This window comes from Streptomyces sp. TRM64462, from assembly GCF_013362995.1.
Taxonomy (GTDB): domain Bacteria; phylum Actinomycetota; class Actinomycetes; order Streptomycetales; family Streptomycetaceae; genus Streptomyces.
The window spans coordinates 26689-46090 of sequence record NZ_JABWDV010000459.1; the positions used below are offsets into that span (position 1 = coordinate 26689).

A 19402-nucleotide genomic window follows, 5' to 3' on the forward strand; every position below is an offset into this window, starting at 1 on the left:
CGCATATGCCGGAGCTGCATACGCGGCTCCTGGCGGATGTGATCGCGCTCGGCTCCCCGTATCTTCTGGTCCTCTCTTCACCGGTGGATACGCCGTACCGGCACACCACCTCGTGAACCGCCCCAGCCAGGACCTCGACGTCGCCACCGAGAACCCGGCACCCATGGCCGACATCGCGGCCACGGCTCGTGACTCACGACCTGTCCCCGCTGCCAGCCATTAGGCTCTCGACTTCCTCGGCGCATCCCCATGACAGTGTGACGCCAGCGCCTCCGTGCCCATGGTTGTGCACAACCACGGTGCGGCTCCTGGGATGTGCCGGTGGCTGACACGGGCGGGGACCAGCGGCTGGGGACACTGTGACAGCCTCGCTTGGCTGGAAGCCGTCGAGAGTGCTCCGTCATGTCGTCGGAGTGATCGCAGCTGGCGATGACGTGACAGCTCGGGAGTGCAGGAGCGCGTCGAGTTGCTGGCAAGCGCTGCAGGCACGCATTAGGGAGATCGAGCATTCCTTGACGTCAGGCAGTCAGCGGCCGTTACCCAGCGCGTCACGCAGATCGTCCGTGAACGATTGCCAGGATGCGAGCTGTTTAACGGGTCCTTCACGGTCCAGCATCTGAAGGAGACGTGCACGGTTCGCGGAGAAGCGAGTTTGGAGTTTCTGCAGACCGCGTCCTCTTTCCTCGCTGGCCGTGGCGATCGCCTGCTTGAGCACGGCTTTGGGGTCTGAAACCGACTCTACTCGTGCCGGTTTCGGAAGGTTGAGTGCCACCTTGCCGTTTGGGTTGCCTGCGACTTCACGGATCGCAGACTGATCGAGCAGCAGCCATGCCTCCAGCATCCGCACAGGGATCACGGGCACATGCGCCACGCCGGGACTCACTGCGGCCACAGCTTCCGCGATTTCCGTACGCCGACGGTCCGGGGGCTCGCGGTCAGAGTCGCGGTGGATGACCACGAGGTCGTACACGTGGCCACTGTCACTAAGCTGCTGTGCGGCTCGTAGCTTGTCCTCGACCGAGCGACCAGGCTTGTTCGGCAGGCGGTCCAGCTCGGGAACCGTTACCAGGATCTCCCTGCCCATATCCGCCGCAATTGCCTCAATGTGAAACCGCAGGCCCGTGTCACTGGATCCCTCACAGAGGTAGAGGGCACGCACGGTCATGAGGTGCTCTCCTCAAGGGTCAGGCGGTCCTCCGGCGAGGACGTGAGGTACGACAGGATGTCGGCCTTGGTGCCGTAGCCCTTTTCGGCGCCGGCGGCGCGCCAGGTATCGGCCAAGGGGCGCAGCCGCAAGCCGCGCGCGACCTTGCCACTAACCCCCGGAACGGTGGTGGTATCGGCGATCAGCAGGTCCGGCGCGCCGACGAGTCGTACAACGCCTGGCGAGTGCGTGTTGATCAGAACTTGCCGGAAGGGGTTGTCCTCGTCCACCGGTAGCGACGGATCGACCGCCAGATCGCGTACAAGGTCGACCATCGCGGAGAGGTTGGCCGGGTGGATGCCGTTCTCCGGCTCTTCCATGCAGAGCAGGCCATGCGTCTGAGGGTCTTCCAGCAGGACGCACAGGGCAAGGAAACGCAGGGTCCCCTCTGACAGGCTGCGGGCTGGCAGTACCATGCCGCCGATCTCGTGGAGTTTGATCGTCAGGAGTTCCCGTGTGTCGTCAGCATCGACGTGCAGCGTCTTGACGTGCAGTCCCGATAGGTCCGACAGGCGCCCTGCGACCCGTGAATAGACCCGTGCGGGATCGTTCGGAGACTTCTCCCGGGCCACCCGGTCCAGGCTCCGCGGTAGGTGCAGGCCGTCGGGCTGCATCTCGCTGGGATCCGAATAGCGGTCGGAGGTGCGCAGTGCGGAGGGTTCGAGGGCCAGTCGGCGCCAAGACTGCATTTCCCGCCGGGCAGCCAGGATGGTCGGGTCGTCGTTCCTGTTGATCGTGGAGAGCATGGTCTGGGGCGCCCGGCTAGCCGGTGCCGGGCGCGGCTGGCCTCTACGGCCGGCGTCGGCGTGGATGCTGATGACGGCGTCGCCCGTCTCGAGAGACGTAGAGATGTAGGGGGCGGTCGAGCGGCGTGCGCGCACCACGGCCTTGCGAAAGTCCGCGGCCCGGTGTGGGAAGCGTAGATGTGCCGGAGCCTCACCAGGGCTGATCCGGCTGAGGTTCTCGTACCGCAGGGTCAGCCTGCCGCCCCGCTCACCCCGCTGCGGCGGCTGGTAGCCGAGGTGGAGCTCGTAGCGGAGGAACGTGGACGTCGGTTCGGCCAGTCGGCCGAAGTCGTCCTCCACCTCACCGGGGACGATCATCTCCGCAGCGAACGTCATCAGGTGCTCGCCGTCCGCGTAACCGTTCCAGAACAGGTCTCGCGCGTCGCCGTGCAGCGTGCCGTGGGTTCCGCGGACTGTTTGGGCAGCCTCGATCATGGAGAGGTCTGCAAGCAGACTCAGGAAGTGGATGGCGTCGAAGACGTTCGACTTCCCCGTGCCGTTCTCTCCCGCGATGCAGGTGAAGGGACCGAACTCGACTCTGAGATCCAGAAGGTTCTTGAAGCCACTGACTTCGAGCCGTGTCAGCATGTGTCCCCTCGTTGGTCCGATCTCAGCGTGCCTCCGAATCGCGGCCCCTGGCTGTGATACGGCCGGTGCGCATAGGAATGATAGAGCGTCAGGCAGCCATAGGGGGCATGCATCTGATGGTGCCCCAGGGCTCCGGTGTAGTCGAATGACGTCCGGTTCGTGGCGATCTGCCGGTTCAGTGGCCATCTGGGAGCGAGACAGGCACGGGCTCCCAAGATCATAGAGTTCTCTACACCCCGTGATCCGACCGGAAGACCCTGCCTGTCGACGCATCATCGCCGATCCCACCCGCCCTTGACCAACTCCGCGATCATCCACGGGTCGCACCCGCAGAGGTACCGGGCCTGCTGAAGCGCTTGGCCGAGGCCAGACCCGCGCGATCCGCGCGGCGTACGACACGCCTTGGTCGTCGTGCGGGCGCTCACCGCGTGCGCCGTACTGGCCGGGCGAGGTCGCTGCTGGCGGTCGGCGAATGGATCGCCGACGCCCAACCACAGGTGCTGCGGGCCGTCGGCGCGCGGTGCGATCCGCTGCTTCCGAAGCGTGCCCTGCCCGCGGAATCGCCCGTTCGCCGACTGCAGGCCCGGATCGATGGCGATGCCCTGGATGAGGCCGGGGGCACTGGCTCGCCGACCGCTCCCATACTGCAGGCGGATTGCGCGCACTGGCGGTCGCCGGCAAGAGCCTGCGTGGTGCGGCCAGGGCCGACGTCAGGAAGATCCACCTGCTCGCCGCCTTGGACCACACCACCGGCCTGGTCCTGGCCCAGCTGGACGTGCGAGAGAAAACGAACGAGATCACATGCTTCCAGCCACCGCTGGAGCGCGTCGCCGACCTGACCGGCACAGTGGTCACCAGCGACCCGATGCACACCCAGCGCGAGCACGCCGAGTACCTGCTGAACCGCGAAGCCCACTACATCGTGATTGTCAAAGGCAACCAGAAGAAGCTGCACAAGCAGCTCAAATCGCCGCCCTGGAAGCAGATCCCGCTCCAGGGGCGCACCTGCGGCACCGGCCACGAACGTTCCAAGATCCGCCGGATCAAGGTGGCCACCGTGAACAACCTGCTCTTACCCGGGGCCCGCCAGGCCATCCAGATCAAGCGCCGCCGCACCGACCTCAAGACCGGAAAGACCACCATCAAGACCGTCTACGCCGTCACCAGCCTCACCGCCGAGCAGGCCACCCCCGCGCAACTGGCCTCACTCGTGCATGACCAATGGACGATGGAGGCCCTACACCATGTCGGGGACACCACCCTCGCCGAGGACGCCTCCCAACTGCGAACAGGCCACGCGCCCCGCGCGATGGCCACCTGGCGCAACCTGGCCGTCGGGGCACTGCGCCTGACAGGCGTCACGAACATCGCGGCCGGACTGCGCCACAACGCCCGCGACGCACGACGCCCGCTCGCCCTCCTGAGGCTCACATGATCACGAACCGGACATCGTGCGACTACGCCGAAGCCCTGGATAGGTGGCCGGCGACGAAACCGCGGCTTCGCCCGGAGAACTGGCAGGATGTATCCGACGAGACAGTGGGTCGAGGACGTCGACGACGTACGGAGGAGAGGTCGCTGTGCCTCGGAGTGGCGGAGCTGATACGGGGACGCCCTCAATGGACAGGGCCGCGTTTGTCGTCGGCGTGCGGAAGCAGGTGCGGGCTCTGGAGGCGGACCTCCGCCAGCGCAGCGAAGATGTCGACCGGTACCGCGGCGGCCTGCGGGCTATGTACGAACGCGCGCGGGCATCCGGTCGCACTGCCGCCACGTATGGCGCCTGGCGCGACGAGCACATCACCCAGGGTGCGGTTGCGTGGGTGATGGGCACGGTGTTCGTGCGCTTCTGCGAAGACAACACACTCATCGACCGGCCCTTCATCGCAGGGCCGGGCCAGCGATTGACGGAGGCGGAGGAACGGCAGCGTGTCTATCTTTCGGACCATCCTGGGACCAACGCCCAGGACTGGCTGGCGGAGGCGTTCACGCACCTGGCGGAGTCTCACGCAGCGATGGCCCGCATTTTCGACAAGGCGCGCAACGCCTTGTGGGCACTGCGGCCGTCGCCGCAGGGTGCTGCCGAATTGGTTGAGTTCTGGAGAAGTCGAGGCGAAGATGGATCCCTTCGGTTTGACTTTACTGATCCGGAACTCGATACCCGTTTCCTCGGCGACCTGTATCAGGACATTAGCGAGACCGCGCGAAAGGCTTTCGCGCTGGTTCAGACGCCTACTTTCATCGTGGACTTCGTCCTGGACCTCACGGTGGATCCAGCCATTGCGGAGTTCGGACCCCAGGGGTTCCGCGGCATCGATCCAGCCTGTGGGTCGGGAGAGTTTCCGCTGGGACTCTTCGAGCGGCTTCTGAATGCCTGGCGCGCGGTAGCTCCCGGAACCCCAGATCCCGAGCTGATCCGCCGGACCCTGGACTCTGTCCATGGCTGCGACATCAACCCGTTCGCCGTGAGTGTCACCCGGTTCAGACTGCTCATGGCGGCCGCGAGGGAAAGCGGTTGCAGGGTGCTGAGCGAGTTGCCGGGACATGTGATCAACGTGGCGGTAGGCGACGCCCTGCTGGACGGGCGCGGCGCGCCGGGGGGCTCTTCGCTGCGCCTCCTCGAAGACTGGGAGGGAGACAGTGCTGGCACGGTAGAAGATGTCGACGAATTCTCGGAGACGTGTGACCTCTTGGGGCGGAATTCCTATCACGTCGTCATTTCAGAGCCTCCCTATATCACGGTGAGGGACAAGGCGAGAAACGCAGCATACCGAGCAGCCTATGACGTGGCCTCAGGCGCGTTCCCGCTTTCGGTACTCTTCACGAAGTGCATGTTCCAGTTGGCGGCGAGGAAGACCAGTGACACTCCTGGCGGCTATGTCGGTCAGTACACGACCAGTTCGTTCGCCAGTCGTGAGTTCGGGGAGAAGCTGATCGATGAGTTCCTTCCGAGTGTGGCGCTGACGCATGTCATCGACACCTCCGGCGTGTACGTACCTGGCCATGGGACCCCGACCCTGATCCTGGTCGGCCGGAATGCCCCGACCATGGGCGACACCCGTGTGCGGTCGGTCCTCGGCGTGCATAGCGAGCCGACGAAGCCAATGGATCCAGCTGAGGGAATCGTGTGGAAGTCGATTCTCGACCAGATCCACCGCCCCGGCAGCACCTCGGAATGGGTGACTGTCGAGGACGAACCCCGGCAGCGCTTCTCCCGCTTCCCATGGACACTGAGTGGTGGCGGGAGTGCGGACCTCATGGACCTCATCTCACGCGCTCCCCGGCGATTGGCCGATGTCCTCGCCGACGGGGTTCAGGTTGTCGCCGACCTGGGACAGCCGGATGTCTTCTCCCTTGGGCGGCCTTGGTTCCTTCGGCACCTGGACTCGGCCGGGCTGGCTCAAGGCATGGTCACTGCCGAGACGGTAGGGGACTGGCGCGCGGTAGTGTCGACGGACGTTCTGGCCCCCTATGGCGCAGACGGCACACCTCTGCCCCTGGATGTCAGTGCCGCGTGGGGCCGGCACCTCTGGACGATGCGCCAGGTTCTTCGGTCGGCTCTCGGGGCACGTCAGTCTTTGAGAGCCGGTGCCGGACCCTGGTGGGCATGGAGATATCGGTCTCGCGGTGCCGGTCAGGGGCCGTTGATCACATTCGCATCGGTAGCTACGCATAATCGCTTCGCCTTGGAACAGGGCAGACGGGTGTTCAGCAGGACCGCGCCCGCACTTCGACTGGCGCCTGCCGCAGCGCAGGACGAGTACATCGCGCTACTGGGAGTGCTCAATTCGTCGACGGTCTGCTTTTGGCTCAAGCAGACCGGATCTGCCATCGGCTCCGATGGGCCCGGCGCCGCCCAGCCAGGTGAGGAATGGGCCCGGGCCTACCGCTTCGCCACGGCGTCCCTCTCTCGGCTCCCCCTGCCCGCCAGTGCTCCATCCGATCGCGCGCGACAACTGAATGCATTGGCACAGTTGCTGAATGTCCATGCGCCGAGCACCGTCTGCGCGGAGGAACACCCACCCACCCGAAGTGCCTTGGATGCGGCCAGCTCCGCCCACGAAGCGACACAGCGTCAGATGATCGCCCTTCAGGAGGAACTGGACTGGGAGGTCTATGGTTCCTACGGAGTGTTGTCTGCCGATGAGCGTGCACGCCTGACGACCCCCACTGATGTTGCACCGCCTTCGCTGCGGCTGGGTGAGCGTGCCTTCGAAATCGTGCTGGCTCGCAGAGTGCTCGCTGGCGAGGCTTCGGACTCGTGGTTCGTACGGCATGGTGCAACACCCATTACCGAGATCCCTCGGCACTGGCCGACTGCCTACAAGGAAGTCGTACAGGCCAGAATCGACGCCATCGAGACTCACCGGAAGATCGCTGTCATCGAGCGACCGGAGTACAAGCGCCGTTGGCTGCCGGCGTCATGGGAGCAGCAGGAGGAGCGAGCCCTCCGTACCTGGCTGCTCGACCGTTGTGAGGACGAGCAACTCTGGTTCGAGCCGAGGAACGGGGTCAAACACCCGTGTCCCCGTACGATTGACCAACTGGCGCAGCGTCTCGGTGTCGATGCCGCGGTGCGTTCCGTGGCCGCGCTATATGCGACCCATCATCTCGGGACACGGGACTCGAGGCTCCGTGACGTGCTTGCGGCGATCCTGGCTGATGAGCACGTGCCCTATGCATCGGCTCTGAGGTACAAGGAATCCGGGCTGCGTAAACGTGCCGAGTGGGAGCAGGTGTGGCAACTCCAACGCAGCGAGGACAGGACGGGAGAGTCATTGGGCATCCCCGTCCCACCGAAGTTCAGAGCCGCCGACTTCCGCCAAGTCCACTACTGGCCGCTCCGCGGAAGCCTGGACATCCCTCGCGAACGCTTCGTCTCCTATCCCAGCGCCGCTGGCACGCAAGGCAGCCTATTGTTCGGTTGGTCAGGCTGGAGTGATTCTGACCGTGTTCTTGTGCTTCAAGACCTGGTCGGCGCGCTCCAGCAGCAGGGGCGCCCGAGCCTCCATGAAGTTACTCCCCTGCTTGCCGGCATCCGGGAACTGATCCCTTGGGTTCGCCAATGGGAGGCATCGACTGCGTCCGGTTCGGATGCAGGGCAGGCTGAGAGATACCAACGGGAGCTCGACGATCTATGCGCGGCTTACGGGCTCAGTGTCCAGGACTTGACCTCCTGGAGGCCGCCGAAGGCTGCTTCAAGGGGCAAATGAACCGATTATTCGCGCACTGGCGGACATAGGCGTACACGCCGCACTCGGCCTGTGCGCCGATGTCTTCACGTTTTTCGGCCCGGTCGTAGCGGTGTCCCTGCGATCGGATTGCGTGGCCCACGCCGCGCCCCAAGATCGCACGGCAAGTCCCGCCGCGCCGAGGGGGATGTTCGCACTGCGGGGAGCCGGCTTCGTCGTCGAGGAGGCGCAGCGCGTCGTCGAGGTCCACCGTCACGGGAACCGCGCCGTCGTGGTTCTCCCAGTCCGCCAGCACCTCACGCCATCGGCCGTCCTCGTCCCGCGCCGTCCCGGCAGTACGGCGGTCCGCTCCGCGACGCGGGAAACCTCCTCTTCGGTGACCACGCCAACCAGCGTCTCGCCTTCCACCGCGAGAGCATCCAGGCCGAGCGGCCCCTCGACGTCCAGGACGAGACCGTGGGACACGCCCTCCCTGGCACGGTCGAGGAGCAGTCGCTCCAGCGCGGCGACCGGGTCACGGGAATCGCGCATGTCGTCGGCGAGCGGCACGGCGCGCCAGGCCCGTGCCGGATCCCGCCGGAACTGCCACAGGACGGCGCCCGTCCACAGGTCGCCCACTAGTTCATTCAGTGCGCGGTTCCAGGAGGTCGAGCGCCTGACGGCTGGCGATCGGGTCGAACTGGGCGCTGACGCAGACGGCCAGAGTGGTGTCCGCTACCGGAAGACCGGCGTAGATCCGCCCGGCGTCATCGGGTCCGAGAGGAAGAGCCACAGCGATTGCGGTGGTAGGCGCCCCACCGCCTTGTGGGACCGGGTGATCCCGGAGGGGCTGGGAACGGTCGTACGGCACACCAGCCACCGGGACCCGTCGCCGGCGCGCGCCTCGCCGATCTCCACATCGACGCTCCGCCCGCCCACCACGGCCTCGAACGGCTCGCCGACCTCTCGGACGAGGGCCAGCCCGTGCCGGACACCACCCTGCTCGTCCAGGTGCGTGACACTGCCGACACTGCCAACACATGGACCTGCCGCCGTACGATCCGAGCTTAAGGAGCAGCCCCGGCACGCTGCTCGACGCGTTAAGCCCGGCAAGCCACTTACGCCATCGGCTGGCCTCAATGCGCCCAGGTTCGGCTGGCGGAACCCGAACGGGTGACAGGGAGCGCTCTGAGGCTGCTCATCGGCCCTACCGTGGAGGTCTGCCCGCAGCTCGTCGAGGTGGAGCCGAAGCTCGTGAAGTACACACTGACCGAACAGCAGGCTGACATGCTCCGCCAGATCGCCGCGGCATCCAGTGCCGTGCCCATCGCTCCCAAGAGTTCGAACACGGCCTGGGCACTTGAGCAGCGCGGGCTGATCAAGCGGAGCTGGCGCGGTAGCGGGCACGTGGCAGTGGTGACTTCGGACGGCCGCTACTTCCTCAAGCACGGCAAGCACCCCAAGGAGGTCCAAGCCGAGAAGGAGCGCTTGGCCGGTGATGCCGAACAGGCCGAGCGCGCTCCTGCCGACGGAGCCGAGCTGATCGCTCGACTCCAGTCCGCCACTACCGGGAAGCTCACCGTCCCTGATCCGGGACCGCGGACCCGGGGGCGGTGGCGGGCGGCTTACTACGACGCGCTCCATCACGGTCACGTACCGGGAGAGCACAAGCTGCGCTGGACCGGCCGGCAGCGTGGTGACTGCGTCTTCACTTTGGTCGACGAGGAAGCCGAGAAGGCTGCGCAACCGCCGCCGGTGCCGACCATCGACGTCCCCGACGTCCTGGACCGTCCTCATCAGCTCGTCCGGGCCACACGCAAGGTCCTCGGCAGGTCCAAGACCGTAGTCGACACCCGCGGGGCGCCCGAGGTCTTCCCTCTTCATGTGTCACGGGAACAGGCCGACCGCGCCCTGCGGATCATGCACGCACTCCTGACCGAGGCGGAAAGCCGCGGCTACCAGGTGGAGACCCGGACCGATCTCCAGCGCGGCCAGGCCGTACACCAGACGGTCATCGTCATCCGAGGACACGCCTTTCCGCTCGCGGTCACAGAGCAGACGACCAAGGTGCCACACGAGCCGACCGCTCAGGAGATCCGCCAACAGCAGCGCAATCCCTGGACTCGTATCCCCAAGTACGACCACGAGTTCAATAGACGCCTCGAACTCGGTGCGCCCACCGGAAGCTGGTACCAGCACTCGTACACCTACAGGGACAGTGCACGGTGGACACTGGAGTCCCGCCTTGGGCACCTTCTGCACGATCTCGAACAGCGTGCCGCGGCGGCCGAACGCCGACAGCAGGAAGAGGAACTCCGCAAGGCCGAACAGCGACGCCGCTGGTACGCGGCTGTGGCGGAGGCCCGGGAGCGGCAAGTCGAGCAACATCGAGCGAGAGCCCTGGTCGAGCAGGTGGAGGCGCGGCATCGGGCCGACGAGATCCGCGCCTTCTGTCGCGCGGCCCGCACAAGAGCCGACGGTGCGTCCGCTGCGGCGGAAGAGCTGGAGTGGCTGCAGTGGGCTGAGTCGTACGCAGATCAGATTGATCCACTGCGCGCGCCACTGGCGACTCCGCCCAATCCGCCGGCCAGCCGTGAGGCTCTGCGGGAACTCCTGCAGGGTGATCTCCACGCCTATCCCTGGCCGTTCGACAGCAAAGGACGCTGGACGCCATCCGACGAGGAGAGCCCACAGCCTTCCTGATCAGGCAAACGCCTCCGCCCTGTCCGTACGGGACAGGGCGGAGGATCGTTCATGCGGCAATGGTGAGCGGAGCGTCGAGGCGCTCCCAGGCACCAAGCACGGCCTTGTGCGCGTCCGGTTGAAGGTGTGCGTAGCGCTGGGTGGTCTGGAAGCTCTCGTGCCCGAGGAGGTGCTGGACCTCGTAGAGCGAGACTCCTTTCTGGACGAGCCACGAGGCGCAGGTGTGGCGCATGGAGTGCGGCCGATAGTGCGGGACGGGCTGTTGCTCGCCGTCGCTGTCGAAGTAGTAGGCGGCGTCGACGGTGGGCCACCAGGTCTGGCGGCGCCAGTTGCCGTCGTCGAGGCGGCGGCCCGCTCGGCCCTTGGTGATGGTGGTGAAGACCACGGCGTCGCGGTCGAGCCGGTGGATGTGGCGTCCGAGTGCCTCCAGGACGTGGGGCGGGAGCGGGACCTCTCTACGGCTCTTGGAGCTCTTGGGATACTCCTTGATGCCGCTCTTGGTGTTGACCTCCACCACGAACAGGCGCGAGCGGCGCTGGTCGATGCGGTGGCGGTGCAGGCCCGAGAGCTCTCCCCAGCGCAGTCCGGTGTAGAAGCCGAGCAGGCACATCGTCCGCCATGCGGCGGGGAGTTCGTCCAGGATGCTCTGCGCCTGGTCAAGCGTGAACCACTGCGGTGGCTTGACCGCGATCTGGGGCAGGTCGATGCTGCGGCATGGGGTCACCGCCAGGACGTCGTCGTCGACGGCCGCGCGCATGATGGAGGACGTCAGGTTGTAGGCCCGCTTGATCGCGGAGGCTCCCGTGCCCTTCTCGACCAGGGTCCGGATCCAGCTCTGGACGTCCATGCGGGTGATGGCCCGCATCTCCCAGTCCGCCCAGTAGGGCATGACGTGGTTCTTGATGCTGGAGGCGTCGCCGCGCAGCGTATGGGGCTCAACGATGCGAGCGTTCCACCACCGGTCGTGCCACTCGCGGAACGTGATCTCACCGGCACGCGGGTCGCGCATGCCTCCGCGGGCGAACTGGGTCTCCAACTCGATGCCCCAGGCGCGGGCCTGCGCCTTGAGAGGGAACGATTCGCTGAACCGGTCTCCTGCCCGGTTGCGTACGGTCGCCTGCCACTTGCCGGACTTCAACTTGCGGAGGTACGAGGCTCTGCTCCTTGTTCAACGGGGCCGGGATGGCATGAGTCAGCGGCGGCCTGTCGGCGGTACGACGGCGCGGCGGCTGATGAACTCGTCGAGGCCGGCCGCAGGTATCCGCACTCGAGACCGGCCTGGTCCAGTACGGAGGTCGACGACAGGCAGGTCGCCGGCAGCGATGAAGCGGTAGACGGTGCGGCGGTCGACGTCCAGGGCGGCGGCGACAGCGGGGATGGACAACAAGCGTGCAGGCATGGAGGTGACCTTGAGGTGAGGGTGGGCTGGAGCTCGGCGAGTCAGCAGCCGGGCGACCGGGGACCCAAGGCGGTCCCACTGCCCTGGCAGGGCAGACTGCGTCGCCCGACGAGAGCAAGGCGATCAGGGACGGCTTCGTCGGGGGAGGACGACCGGTGAAGGAGAGGATGAGCTGGTGGCGCCCGCGCTCTGGCTGTCAGCCAGAGCGCGGGCGAAGATTACGACTTGAGCGAGTTAGGAAGGGCCATGGCTTCGGCCAGGTGATCCCAGTCGATTCCGACCTTCTCAGTGCGGAAGCAGTGCGGGTAACGCAGCGCTGGCCAACTCGGGGGCACGCCAGCCCACTCGGCAACCGTGACGGGTGAGATGCCCATCTTCAGCCATTTCATCAGGCAGGAATCACGGAGGATGGAGATGGGCTCCCCCAGGCGCCACGAGTACAGCTCGTCCCTCGGCAGGACGGCCTCTTGGGCCTGCTGCCACATCTGCTGATATAGGGCATCCGAGAGCGGCCCACCTCCCGGACCGGGAAACAGCAGATCGTCGCCCTGCAGGCCAGCCTCGCTGATCCACTCACGCAGGAACACGACGACCTGCGGCTGGAGGGGGATTTCCCTCACCATCCCGTTGTGGCGGGCCGCCAACTTACCCAAGTCACGCTCCAGGAGCACCACGTCACTCACTCGCAGCGCGCGAGCCTCGCTCGGACGCAGAGCCTGCTCGGCCACCATGCGCATGAAGGCGTGCACCGAGCGATCAGCACCCACCTGCCCACGCACCCACTCGAGCAGCGATCGAACCTGCTCCTGGGAATACAACCATTCTTCGTCAATGACCTCAACACACACGGATGTGACTCCTCGGGGGAATTTCTGAATGCGCCACACGGGGATCAGCGCGGCAGGTTCAATGGTCTGCGGAATCGCCGGTTTGGCTAACCGGCGATCGTCGGCTATGTTGCACCCGACACGGCGCTCACTACATCCATGCGCATGTAGGAACGACAGGGCGTAGCCACGCCTCTCCAGACCGTTCTAGGTTTGCTTGCTTCCCCGCGCCATTCCAGTCCGTTGCGCCCTCAATGTGTCTGCCGTCGGCGAATCAGCGCGCCCCACCATCACAACGGATCCACTACCAACGCGCTCTCCTGGCTATCCACAACAAGGAACAGAGAAGGCGTCTTCTAAGCACTCGCTCCTGGCTACCGCCGACCACGCCCGCCGCCTCATCGAGGCGTACACCGACGACCCGACGAACACACCGTTGCCACCGCCACCCTCGCCGAACGCCTCGCCGGCTTCCGCGGCGCCTTCGCTGTCGCCCGTGAACCCGTACGGATGGAATATGGAATGGGGGGGAGCTGATCAACTAACCGGGCGGGGCCCTGGAGAACACCACCTTCAACATCGCCGAGAGGCTCAAGACCGGCTCCACGGTCCGTCATCACGAACTTCCCTACCACGACCGCCGGACGCCTTGTCCAGAGAACGGGCCATGTCGGCCACCACTCGGCACACCGGCCACCGAGCCCGAAACCGGCCCATCCTGGGACTGGGCTGTGCCTACGGAGGCGCGGGGCCCTATCCCACGAGTCGGGCACGCGGCGTGCCGATGTGTGTTGAGGACGGTTGCGACGAAGACTTCATCGCGGTTCCCTGGGTGCGTGCCACAGGCGGCATGGAAGAGCGACGCGACGAAACTGGCCAAGGTGCGGAAGGAGCGCGGCTTGTCCCCAGAGGACGTGGCAGACCAGATGGGTGTGTCTGCCCGGATGATCCACTACTACGAGGCAGGCGTGCACTCACCCGCGGTGTCCCGCCTGGGGGATCTGGCCCTGGCCCTGGGGTACGCCCCGGACGACTTGACCGCTGACCCACGCGGAGAAGCGTCCCTGGTTGATCTTCGGTACTCGGCCGGCCTCACAGCAGCGAGCGCGGCAGCTCGTCTACGGGGAGACCAGGCGGGCTACGGACAACTCATCGACCAACGCAAGATCCGGGACCTGGAGGAGGGGAGGAAGGTGGCAGGGAAGATGCTGCAGAGCCCGGAAGCCTCGGGGCTGCTGACCGGCGCCCTGGCCCGGACGTACGGGGTCCCTCCCCGGGTTCTGATGGACGCGTGATGCGGAGCCGACCTGATGTCGTCCCTCCGAAGCCCCCTTCCAAGGGCCGGACACACCCATCCGTACGGGCAGCGGAGACCTGGGAGGGCCTCAATGAGCGGCAGCGCGTCTATCTGACGGCCTGCTACCAGGAGGACCAGGAAGTCGAGCGTCAGGTGACGGCTGCGCGTGCGGCCGGTTCGGGAAAGCGGGTTCCCGCGGCAGAGTGGCGAAAAGTCCCGTTCACGATCAAGGCCGACCCGGAGTTCACGGGGTACACGGCCCTTCAGGACCGCCTACGTGTACTGGGCGAACACGACGCCGGCGCCGGCCAGACGTTCAAGGCTCTCGCCACGCGCGGACTTGTCGTGGTCTCGGAGGACCAGGTCGAAGTGTTCCCCCTGGGCTTCGTTCCACGGGTCCTGGTGGAACTCACCCGCTTGGGCCGAGCCTGCGCGCGAGCTGGCCTCGGTGAAGCACTTCCGCCACGGCGGCCAGCGCACCTGCTTTCAGAGTGGTTGTGGTCCAGCCTGATGAAAGTGGCTTCTGCCGAACCGGATGGCCTATCAGAAGATGATATTTGGGGGAGGTCGAAGTTCTACCTGGGAACGGGATACCGACCGAACGGGCCTCGCGGAGGCAGCAGCCGCGGCCTGATCGACGAGTTTCCGGTGACCGAAGGGGAAGGCGAGGAGGCGTTCGTGAGGGAGTACCGGTGGCGCCTGACTGACGCCGGACGCCAGCACATCACCCAATACCAGGACACCTATCGAGACCTGTACCCAAACGTCCCCATCGTGGAGCTTGCGTAGGAGGCTCCCGCGCACTCCATCACCCGAACTGATGATTTACCACTCAGATCGCTGCGGGGCATCGGTGCACACCTAAGGTCGACCAGGTGAACACACGCTCTACTTCCGCCAGTTCATTGCATGACGCCGAGGTCCGGCATGTCGTCATGACCGCTGCCGCCATGGCCGCGAGGGCACTGACCGGGTCCGACTGCAGCACAGACCCGGAAGTCCGCCTCAAGGAGATGATGGACGCCCACGCGAGGATCCTCTGGGCGTGGGGTCCCGGAAAGCCCCTGACCTTCACCAAGTTCCGGGAGATGTTGACGGAGGACCTGTCGGCGCTCCTGCCCGACGGCGTGGACGCCGGCGAGATGTCGGGCTTCTTCGCCATCACCGAGGACGGGGAGTTCGAGGAGGACTCCTACGATCTGGAGATGGAGCAGCGGACCGTCCTGGAGGCGCTCGACAAGGCGTCGTGGAACGGCCGGTCAGCGATGGGTGATCGGGTCAGCGACGAGCTGCACCAGACACTGGTGCACCGGGAGCTGCTGAAGGGTCGCTCGCAGGAGTCCTACTGCGCATGGCGGTCGGCCCTGATCAGGACTCCGGCGGGGGCCGCCGGGGAACTCCGCCGTCTTGATCTCCCCGCGAAGCTCGACGAGTTCTACGAACCTATCCGGTTCGACGCGCTCTACGACCAGCGGTGGTGGTTCGCGTGCCCGTTCTGCTCGTGGCCCATGAAGATCACGCTGCATGGCGAGAAGCGTGGCGCTGTGGGGAAGGTCCGTTGCTTCCACCGGCCGCACGCCCGGCAGGGGGCGCGGTACGAGTTCACGGTTCCGGAAAGCGGCAAGGCACCGGAGCTTCGGCCCGTCGGCAGGCCGTTGAAGCCCGAAGGGAATGCGAGCGTCCTGTTCAAGGACATCACGGACCGGATCCCCGAGCCGACCCCGGAGAAGGGGCACAGGGCCCTAGTGCGGGGGGTGTGGCGGTGCACGACGATCCCGGGGATTCCCGAGCTGGGCCTGTATGACGCGTTGTCGAGGCCGACCCTGAAGAAGAACGGGGTGGCCGTGGCACTGTGGCCGGATATGGACACCTACGACCTGCTGGTCACGGTGTCACAGAAGCACGGGGCGAGGACTGAGTTCAAGGTCGATGTGAAGGACTACACCCACGCGACGCTCCTGGCGGACAAGATCACCGCCGACCGGGGTGACGGGGGCGGTGCTGACTGGTTGGTCGTTCCGGACTTCCGGTACGACACCGTTCCGATGCTGGAGGACGTCAGCCGGAAGTGGATGCGGGTGGCGACGGCTGGGGACTTCGGCGCACGGGTGTGCCAGGAAGCGGGCGCGACGTGGGCGTGACGAAGAAGCTGTCGAAGGGTGTCGGTTCGGCATCCGCCGCGCTGGCCCTGGCCGCGCACTACTTCCCGGAGAAGGACGATGAAGGCCACTTGGTGGCGTCATTCCGTCACGCGTCGTTCTTCTTCACCGGCCACCTGGACCTGTGGGACCAGTGGCGGGAGATGCCGCTCGCGGACAAACAGCGGATCGCCGGTGTCATCCGATACGGGCGGCAGGACTTCGCCTCATCGGGGGTGTTCACCCGGTTCGTACGTGGCTGCCTTGCGGAGCAGTCTCCGGACGGCGGAATCCCGTTCGAGGCGGTGGGGGATCCCGGCAGCGCGGTGGCCGCGAGGCCGCGGGTCGGCGGCGATCTCCTCGCCCACGTCGACCGCATGCTGGAGAGGCTGTCGAAGTCGTACGGGCGCAGGAGAGCGCATCCCCCGGCCGACCCGGGGACGTGGCTGACGGCCAAGCGGTACGCGTCGGGGAAGGGGGAGATCGTCGGCAGGGCGGTCATCCCGGCAACCGGCACCTTCACCAGCGGGAAGGACCTCGATGACCTCCCCGAGGTGAACACGCTCCCCTACGAGCCGGATCTGAAGATCCACACTCCTGATCTTCTGGAGCACGCGAGGGAGGTCGACCGGGTCCGCTACGCGGAGACCGGCAAGGAGGGGTACCTCTTCGACGTCCTGTCCAAGCTCTTCGACGAGCTGCAGACGACCGACGACATCAGCGTCGGTGACGCCCTGATGCTCCTCGCCGGGCCCATCGAGATCTTCAATGCCCCTACCGGAACCGGGAAGAGTGTCCTGGTGAGGGTCGCGGCGTCCTGGCTCGCGGTCAACGGGTACGCGATCACCCTGGTCCTCCCGACCGTCGAGGCGACCCTGTCCGCCGCGTGGGAGATCAAGGAAGACCTCAGGGCCCTCGGCAGTACGAAGACCTGTGCTCCTCTGATGTCGCCCTCCCGGCTCCACGACCGGGCCATGAAGCTGGTCTCCCGCATCGAAGGCCCTCTCATCGGCCAGGACGAGGAGACCCTGTGGCGTCTCGACACCCTCTCCTACGGGTGCGCTCTCAAGCACGCCACGACCAGCACGCACCCGTACCCTCCGGGCAGCGAGTCGTGCCGGTACCTGGGCCCCATCCCCCCGATGACGGGGAGTCGGTCCTGCTCGTGGATGCAGACGTGCGGAAAGTACGAGCAGCAGCGCCAGGCGTGCGAGGCCGCGGTCGTGGTGACCAACCACCACAACTTCATGGCCGGGCGGTTCCACATCGGCGTCATGCTCGACGGCAAGAAGGCCGGCGACCTGTCCGTGGCCGAGTTCGTGTTCCGCCGCTCACACGCGGTCCTGATCGACGAGGTCGACCAGTTCCAGTCGGTGGCGGTCGACATGTGCTCCAGCGAGCTGATCCTTGACTCCCGGCAGCGCAAGAGCGTTCCTCTTCGCGACCTGGACGACGACCAGCGGATCATGTCGTCCGAGGCGGTCAAGGAGTTGTGCCCCACCATCAGCCACGCCCGCTACCTGGCGGAATTCCTCCTCGCCGCACTGTGTACCGACGAACTTCACCTGCGGTACTACGAGGGGCGGGACGAGGCGAAGGACACTCACGGCTCGAACAGCAGCATGTGGCACCTGTCCGGGTCGCGGGACCGGCGACTGATCACGCTCTTGTTCCCCGAGGAGGACGTCACCGACGCCCAGGAGATCCCGGCCGAGCTGTTCGACAAACTGAACGCCCTGCATCCCGTGCACCCGGAATCGTCCGAGGACGCGCTTCCCCCGGGCCGCATCCACGACATCTCCTTGGAACCGCACCTGAAGGAGGTGCGGGAGGCACTGGGGAACCTGCTCGCGTCACGGGGAGAAGACCTGCTCACCCAGGCCCGATCGGAGATGGACAGGACCCTCAAGGACGCCGTCCCCAACGGCTACGACCGGGGCGAGGCCATCGAGCTTCTGATCGTCCGCGTGTGGTTGGCCGAACTGGACATGACCCTTGAACGCCTCCGAGGGAAGACCGCTCAGTTCAAGGCCGCGGGACTCCCCTCCGCGCAGAAGCTCGGAGAGAAGCTGGAGACCGGCGTGGCGTCCGGCATCCTGCCCTACGGCATGCTCGGCAAGGGCGTCTTCGGCTACCGGGTCACCGGTCTGGACGACCCGGAGAAGTCCGCCGAACTCACCTCGCAGAGCATCTCCGGCGATCCCCACACCTACACCGCGCAGCTCGGCGGCATCGTGTCTCTCGTGCTGGCCGGCGTCGAGCGTCCGGTCATGGGCCTGTCGGCGACCGCGTACTTCCCCCAGGCCGTGCGTGAGCACGTCCACGGACATGTGAAGTGGTGGATGACCGACGCCGACCCGGAGAGCATCAGTGCAATGCAGGCGCCGCTCAAGGACGCACTCAACCACGACATCCAGATCTCCGGACTCCCTCAGCACCTGAAGAGCAAGGCCCTCAATGCGCTCGGGGAGAAGCTCTACACCGACAGGATCCACCCCGAGCTCGCCGGACTTCTCGAAACCGACCCCGACCGGGCGCACGTGGCGGTCGTCGTCAACTCCTACGAGCACTGCCGCCACATCGCCGCCGGCATCTATGCGTCCGGCGACTACCGCGACGGCCTGTGCGTCGCGGTCCCCCCGGACAAGTACCGGCGTGACCGGCTCCGGGAGGCCATCAAGCTCCCTCCTGGCGTCATCGAGCTGACACCAGAGGAATTCACTACGTTCCCCAAGCGCGGGAAGATCCTTGTCGTTCCCATGGCGAGGATCGCGCGCGGCCTGAATATCGTCATCGGCCGCCGGTCGGCGATCACCAGCGTCTACCTGTGCACGCGGCCTCTCGCGCTGCTCACCGACCCGCCGGAGATGTACGCCTCCATCAACGCTGCCGGGATCAACGCCGTCACTCCCGCGAGCGACCCCCTGGAAGTCCTCCAGAAGGCGCGAGAGGCGGCCTGGTCCCGGCTTCGGCTGATCATGCGCTCCGCGCCCGGGTTCGTCAGTGCCCACAAGACTCTCCAGGAGGAGATCGTCGCCGGGATGATCGTCGACATGATCCAACTCGCCGGCCGGGCCCGCCGCGGCGGCACGGACATGACGCTGCACCTGGTGGACTACGCCTTCCACAACGACTCGTGGAAGTCCGACCTGAAGAACATCCTGCGCCGGATGCACGAGAAGTGGACTCCAGACGTCCGGCGGAGAATGGACGCGATCTACCGCGAAGCGCTCGCCGCGTTCCTCGCGTACGCCGGGATCAACTCCGAGGAATCAGAAGGTCATTGATCGCCC

13 protein-coding genes and 1 pseudogene are annotated in these 19402 nt (G+C 66.2%); 8 read left to right on the plus strand and 6 right to left on the minus strand.

Features of this window, described 5'->3' with window-relative positions:
* Positions 1-5 precede the first annotated feature (5 nt).
* Positions 6-190: pseudogene (locus tag HTZ82_RS33150) on the plus strand (hypothetical protein); the annotation flags it as partial.
* 336 nt (positions 191-526) lie between these two features.
* Here HTZ82_RS33150 and HTZ82_RS30215 read toward each other — a convergent pair.
* Both HTZ82_RS30215 and HTZ82_RS30220 read right to left on the minus strand, forming a co-directional pair.
* Positions 527-1165, minus strand: coding sequence for a hypothetical protein (locus tag HTZ82_RS30215; RefSeq protein WP_175412581.1), 639 nt, complete (start codon positions 1163-1165; stop codon positions 527-529).
* Positions 1162-2577, minus strand: coding sequence for an AAA family ATPase (locus HTZ82_RS30220; RefSeq protein ID WP_175412582.1), 1416 nt, complete (start codon positions 2575-2577; stop codon positions 1162-1164). The genes HTZ82_RS30215 and HTZ82_RS30220 overlap by 4 nt, the downstream gene beginning before the upstream one ends.
* A 655-nt stretch (positions 2578-3232) precedes the next feature.
* Between HTZ82_RS30220 and HTZ82_RS30225 the strand changes: the two genes are divergently transcribed.
* Together HTZ82_RS30225 and pglX are read left to right on the plus strand one after the other, a co-directional pair.
* Complete coding sequence (locus HTZ82_RS30225; protein ID WP_254712218.1) at positions 3233-4012, plus strand: ISAs1 family transposase; 780 nt, start codon at positions 3233-3235, stop codon at positions 4010-4012.
* A 184-nt stretch (positions 4013-4196) separates the two neighbouring features.
* Complete coding sequence (gene pglX, locus HTZ82_RS30230) at positions 4197-7787, plus strand: BREX-2 system adenine-specific DNA-methyltransferase PglX (RefSeq protein ID WP_175412583.1); 3591 nt, start codon at positions 4197-4199, stop codon at positions 7785-7787.
* A 231-nt stretch (positions 7788-8018) separates the two neighbouring features.
* On the opposite strand, the gene HTZ82_RS30235 is transcribed toward pglX, so the two are convergent.
* Complete coding sequence (locus HTZ82_RS30235) at positions 8019-8384, minus strand: hypothetical protein (protein ID WP_175412584.1); 366 nt, start codon at positions 8382-8384, stop codon at positions 8019-8021.
* Between the two features lie 615 nt (positions 8385-8999).
* Here HTZ82_RS30235 and HTZ82_RS30240 point away from each other — a divergent pair.
* The gene (locus HTZ82_RS30240) at positions 9000-10448 is read left to right on the plus strand and encodes a hypothetical protein (protein ID WP_309235786.1); all 1449 of its coding nucleotides are present in this window, start codon (positions 9000-9002) and stop codon (positions 10446-10448) included.
* 49 nt (positions 10449-10497) lie between these two features.
* Here the strand turns inward: HTZ82_RS30240 and HTZ82_RS30245 are convergent, their stop codons facing one another.
* The 3 genes from HTZ82_RS30245 to HTZ82_RS30255 all read right to left on the minus strand — a co-directional run bounded on the left by HTZ82_RS30245 (position 10498) and on the right by HTZ82_RS30255 (position 12695).
* Positions 10498-11586, minus strand: coding sequence for a site-specific integrase (locus tag HTZ82_RS30245; protein ID WP_175412586.1), 1089 nt, complete (start codon positions 11584-11586; stop codon positions 10498-10500).
* A 54-nt stretch (positions 11587-11640) separates the two neighbouring features.
* Entirely contained in the window at positions 11641-11847 is a 207-nt protein-coding gene (locus tag HTZ82_RS30250) for a helix-turn-helix domain-containing protein (protein WP_175412587.1), read from the minus strand.
* 218 nt (positions 11848-12065) lie between these two features.
* On the minus strand, positions 12066-12695 hold the full coding sequence (locus HTZ82_RS30255) for a site-specific integrase (protein WP_175412588.1): 630 nt from the start codon (positions 12693-12695) through the stop codon (positions 12066-12068).
* A gap of 815 nt (positions 12696-13510) precedes the next feature.
* Between HTZ82_RS30255 and HTZ82_RS30260 the strand changes: the two genes are divergently transcribed.
* The 4 genes from HTZ82_RS30260 to HTZ82_RS30275 all read left to right on the plus strand — a co-directional run bounded on the left by HTZ82_RS30260 (position 13511) and on the right by HTZ82_RS30275 (position 19396).
* A complete protein-coding gene (locus tag HTZ82_RS30260; RefSeq protein ID WP_175412589.1) occupies positions 13511-13969 on the plus strand; it encodes a helix-turn-helix domain-containing protein in 459 nt (152 codons plus the stop codon).
* Positions 13966-14760, plus strand: coding sequence for a hypothetical protein (locus HTZ82_RS30265; protein ID WP_175412590.1), 795 nt, complete (start codon positions 13966-13968; stop codon positions 14758-14760). The genes HTZ82_RS30260 and HTZ82_RS30265 overlap by 4 nt, the downstream gene beginning before the upstream one ends.
* Positions 14761-14906: 146 nt before the next feature.
* A complete protein-coding gene (locus tag HTZ82_RS30270; RefSeq protein ID WP_175412591.1) occupies positions 14907-16112 on the plus strand; it encodes a hypothetical protein in 1206 nt (401 codons plus the stop codon).
* Positions 16103-19396, plus strand: coding sequence for a hypothetical protein (locus HTZ82_RS30275; RefSeq protein WP_175412592.1), 3294 nt, complete (start codon positions 16103-16105; stop codon positions 19394-19396). Before HTZ82_RS30270 ends, HTZ82_RS30275 begins: the two co-directional genes overlap by 10 nt.
* Positions 19397-19402: the final 6 nt, after the last annotated feature.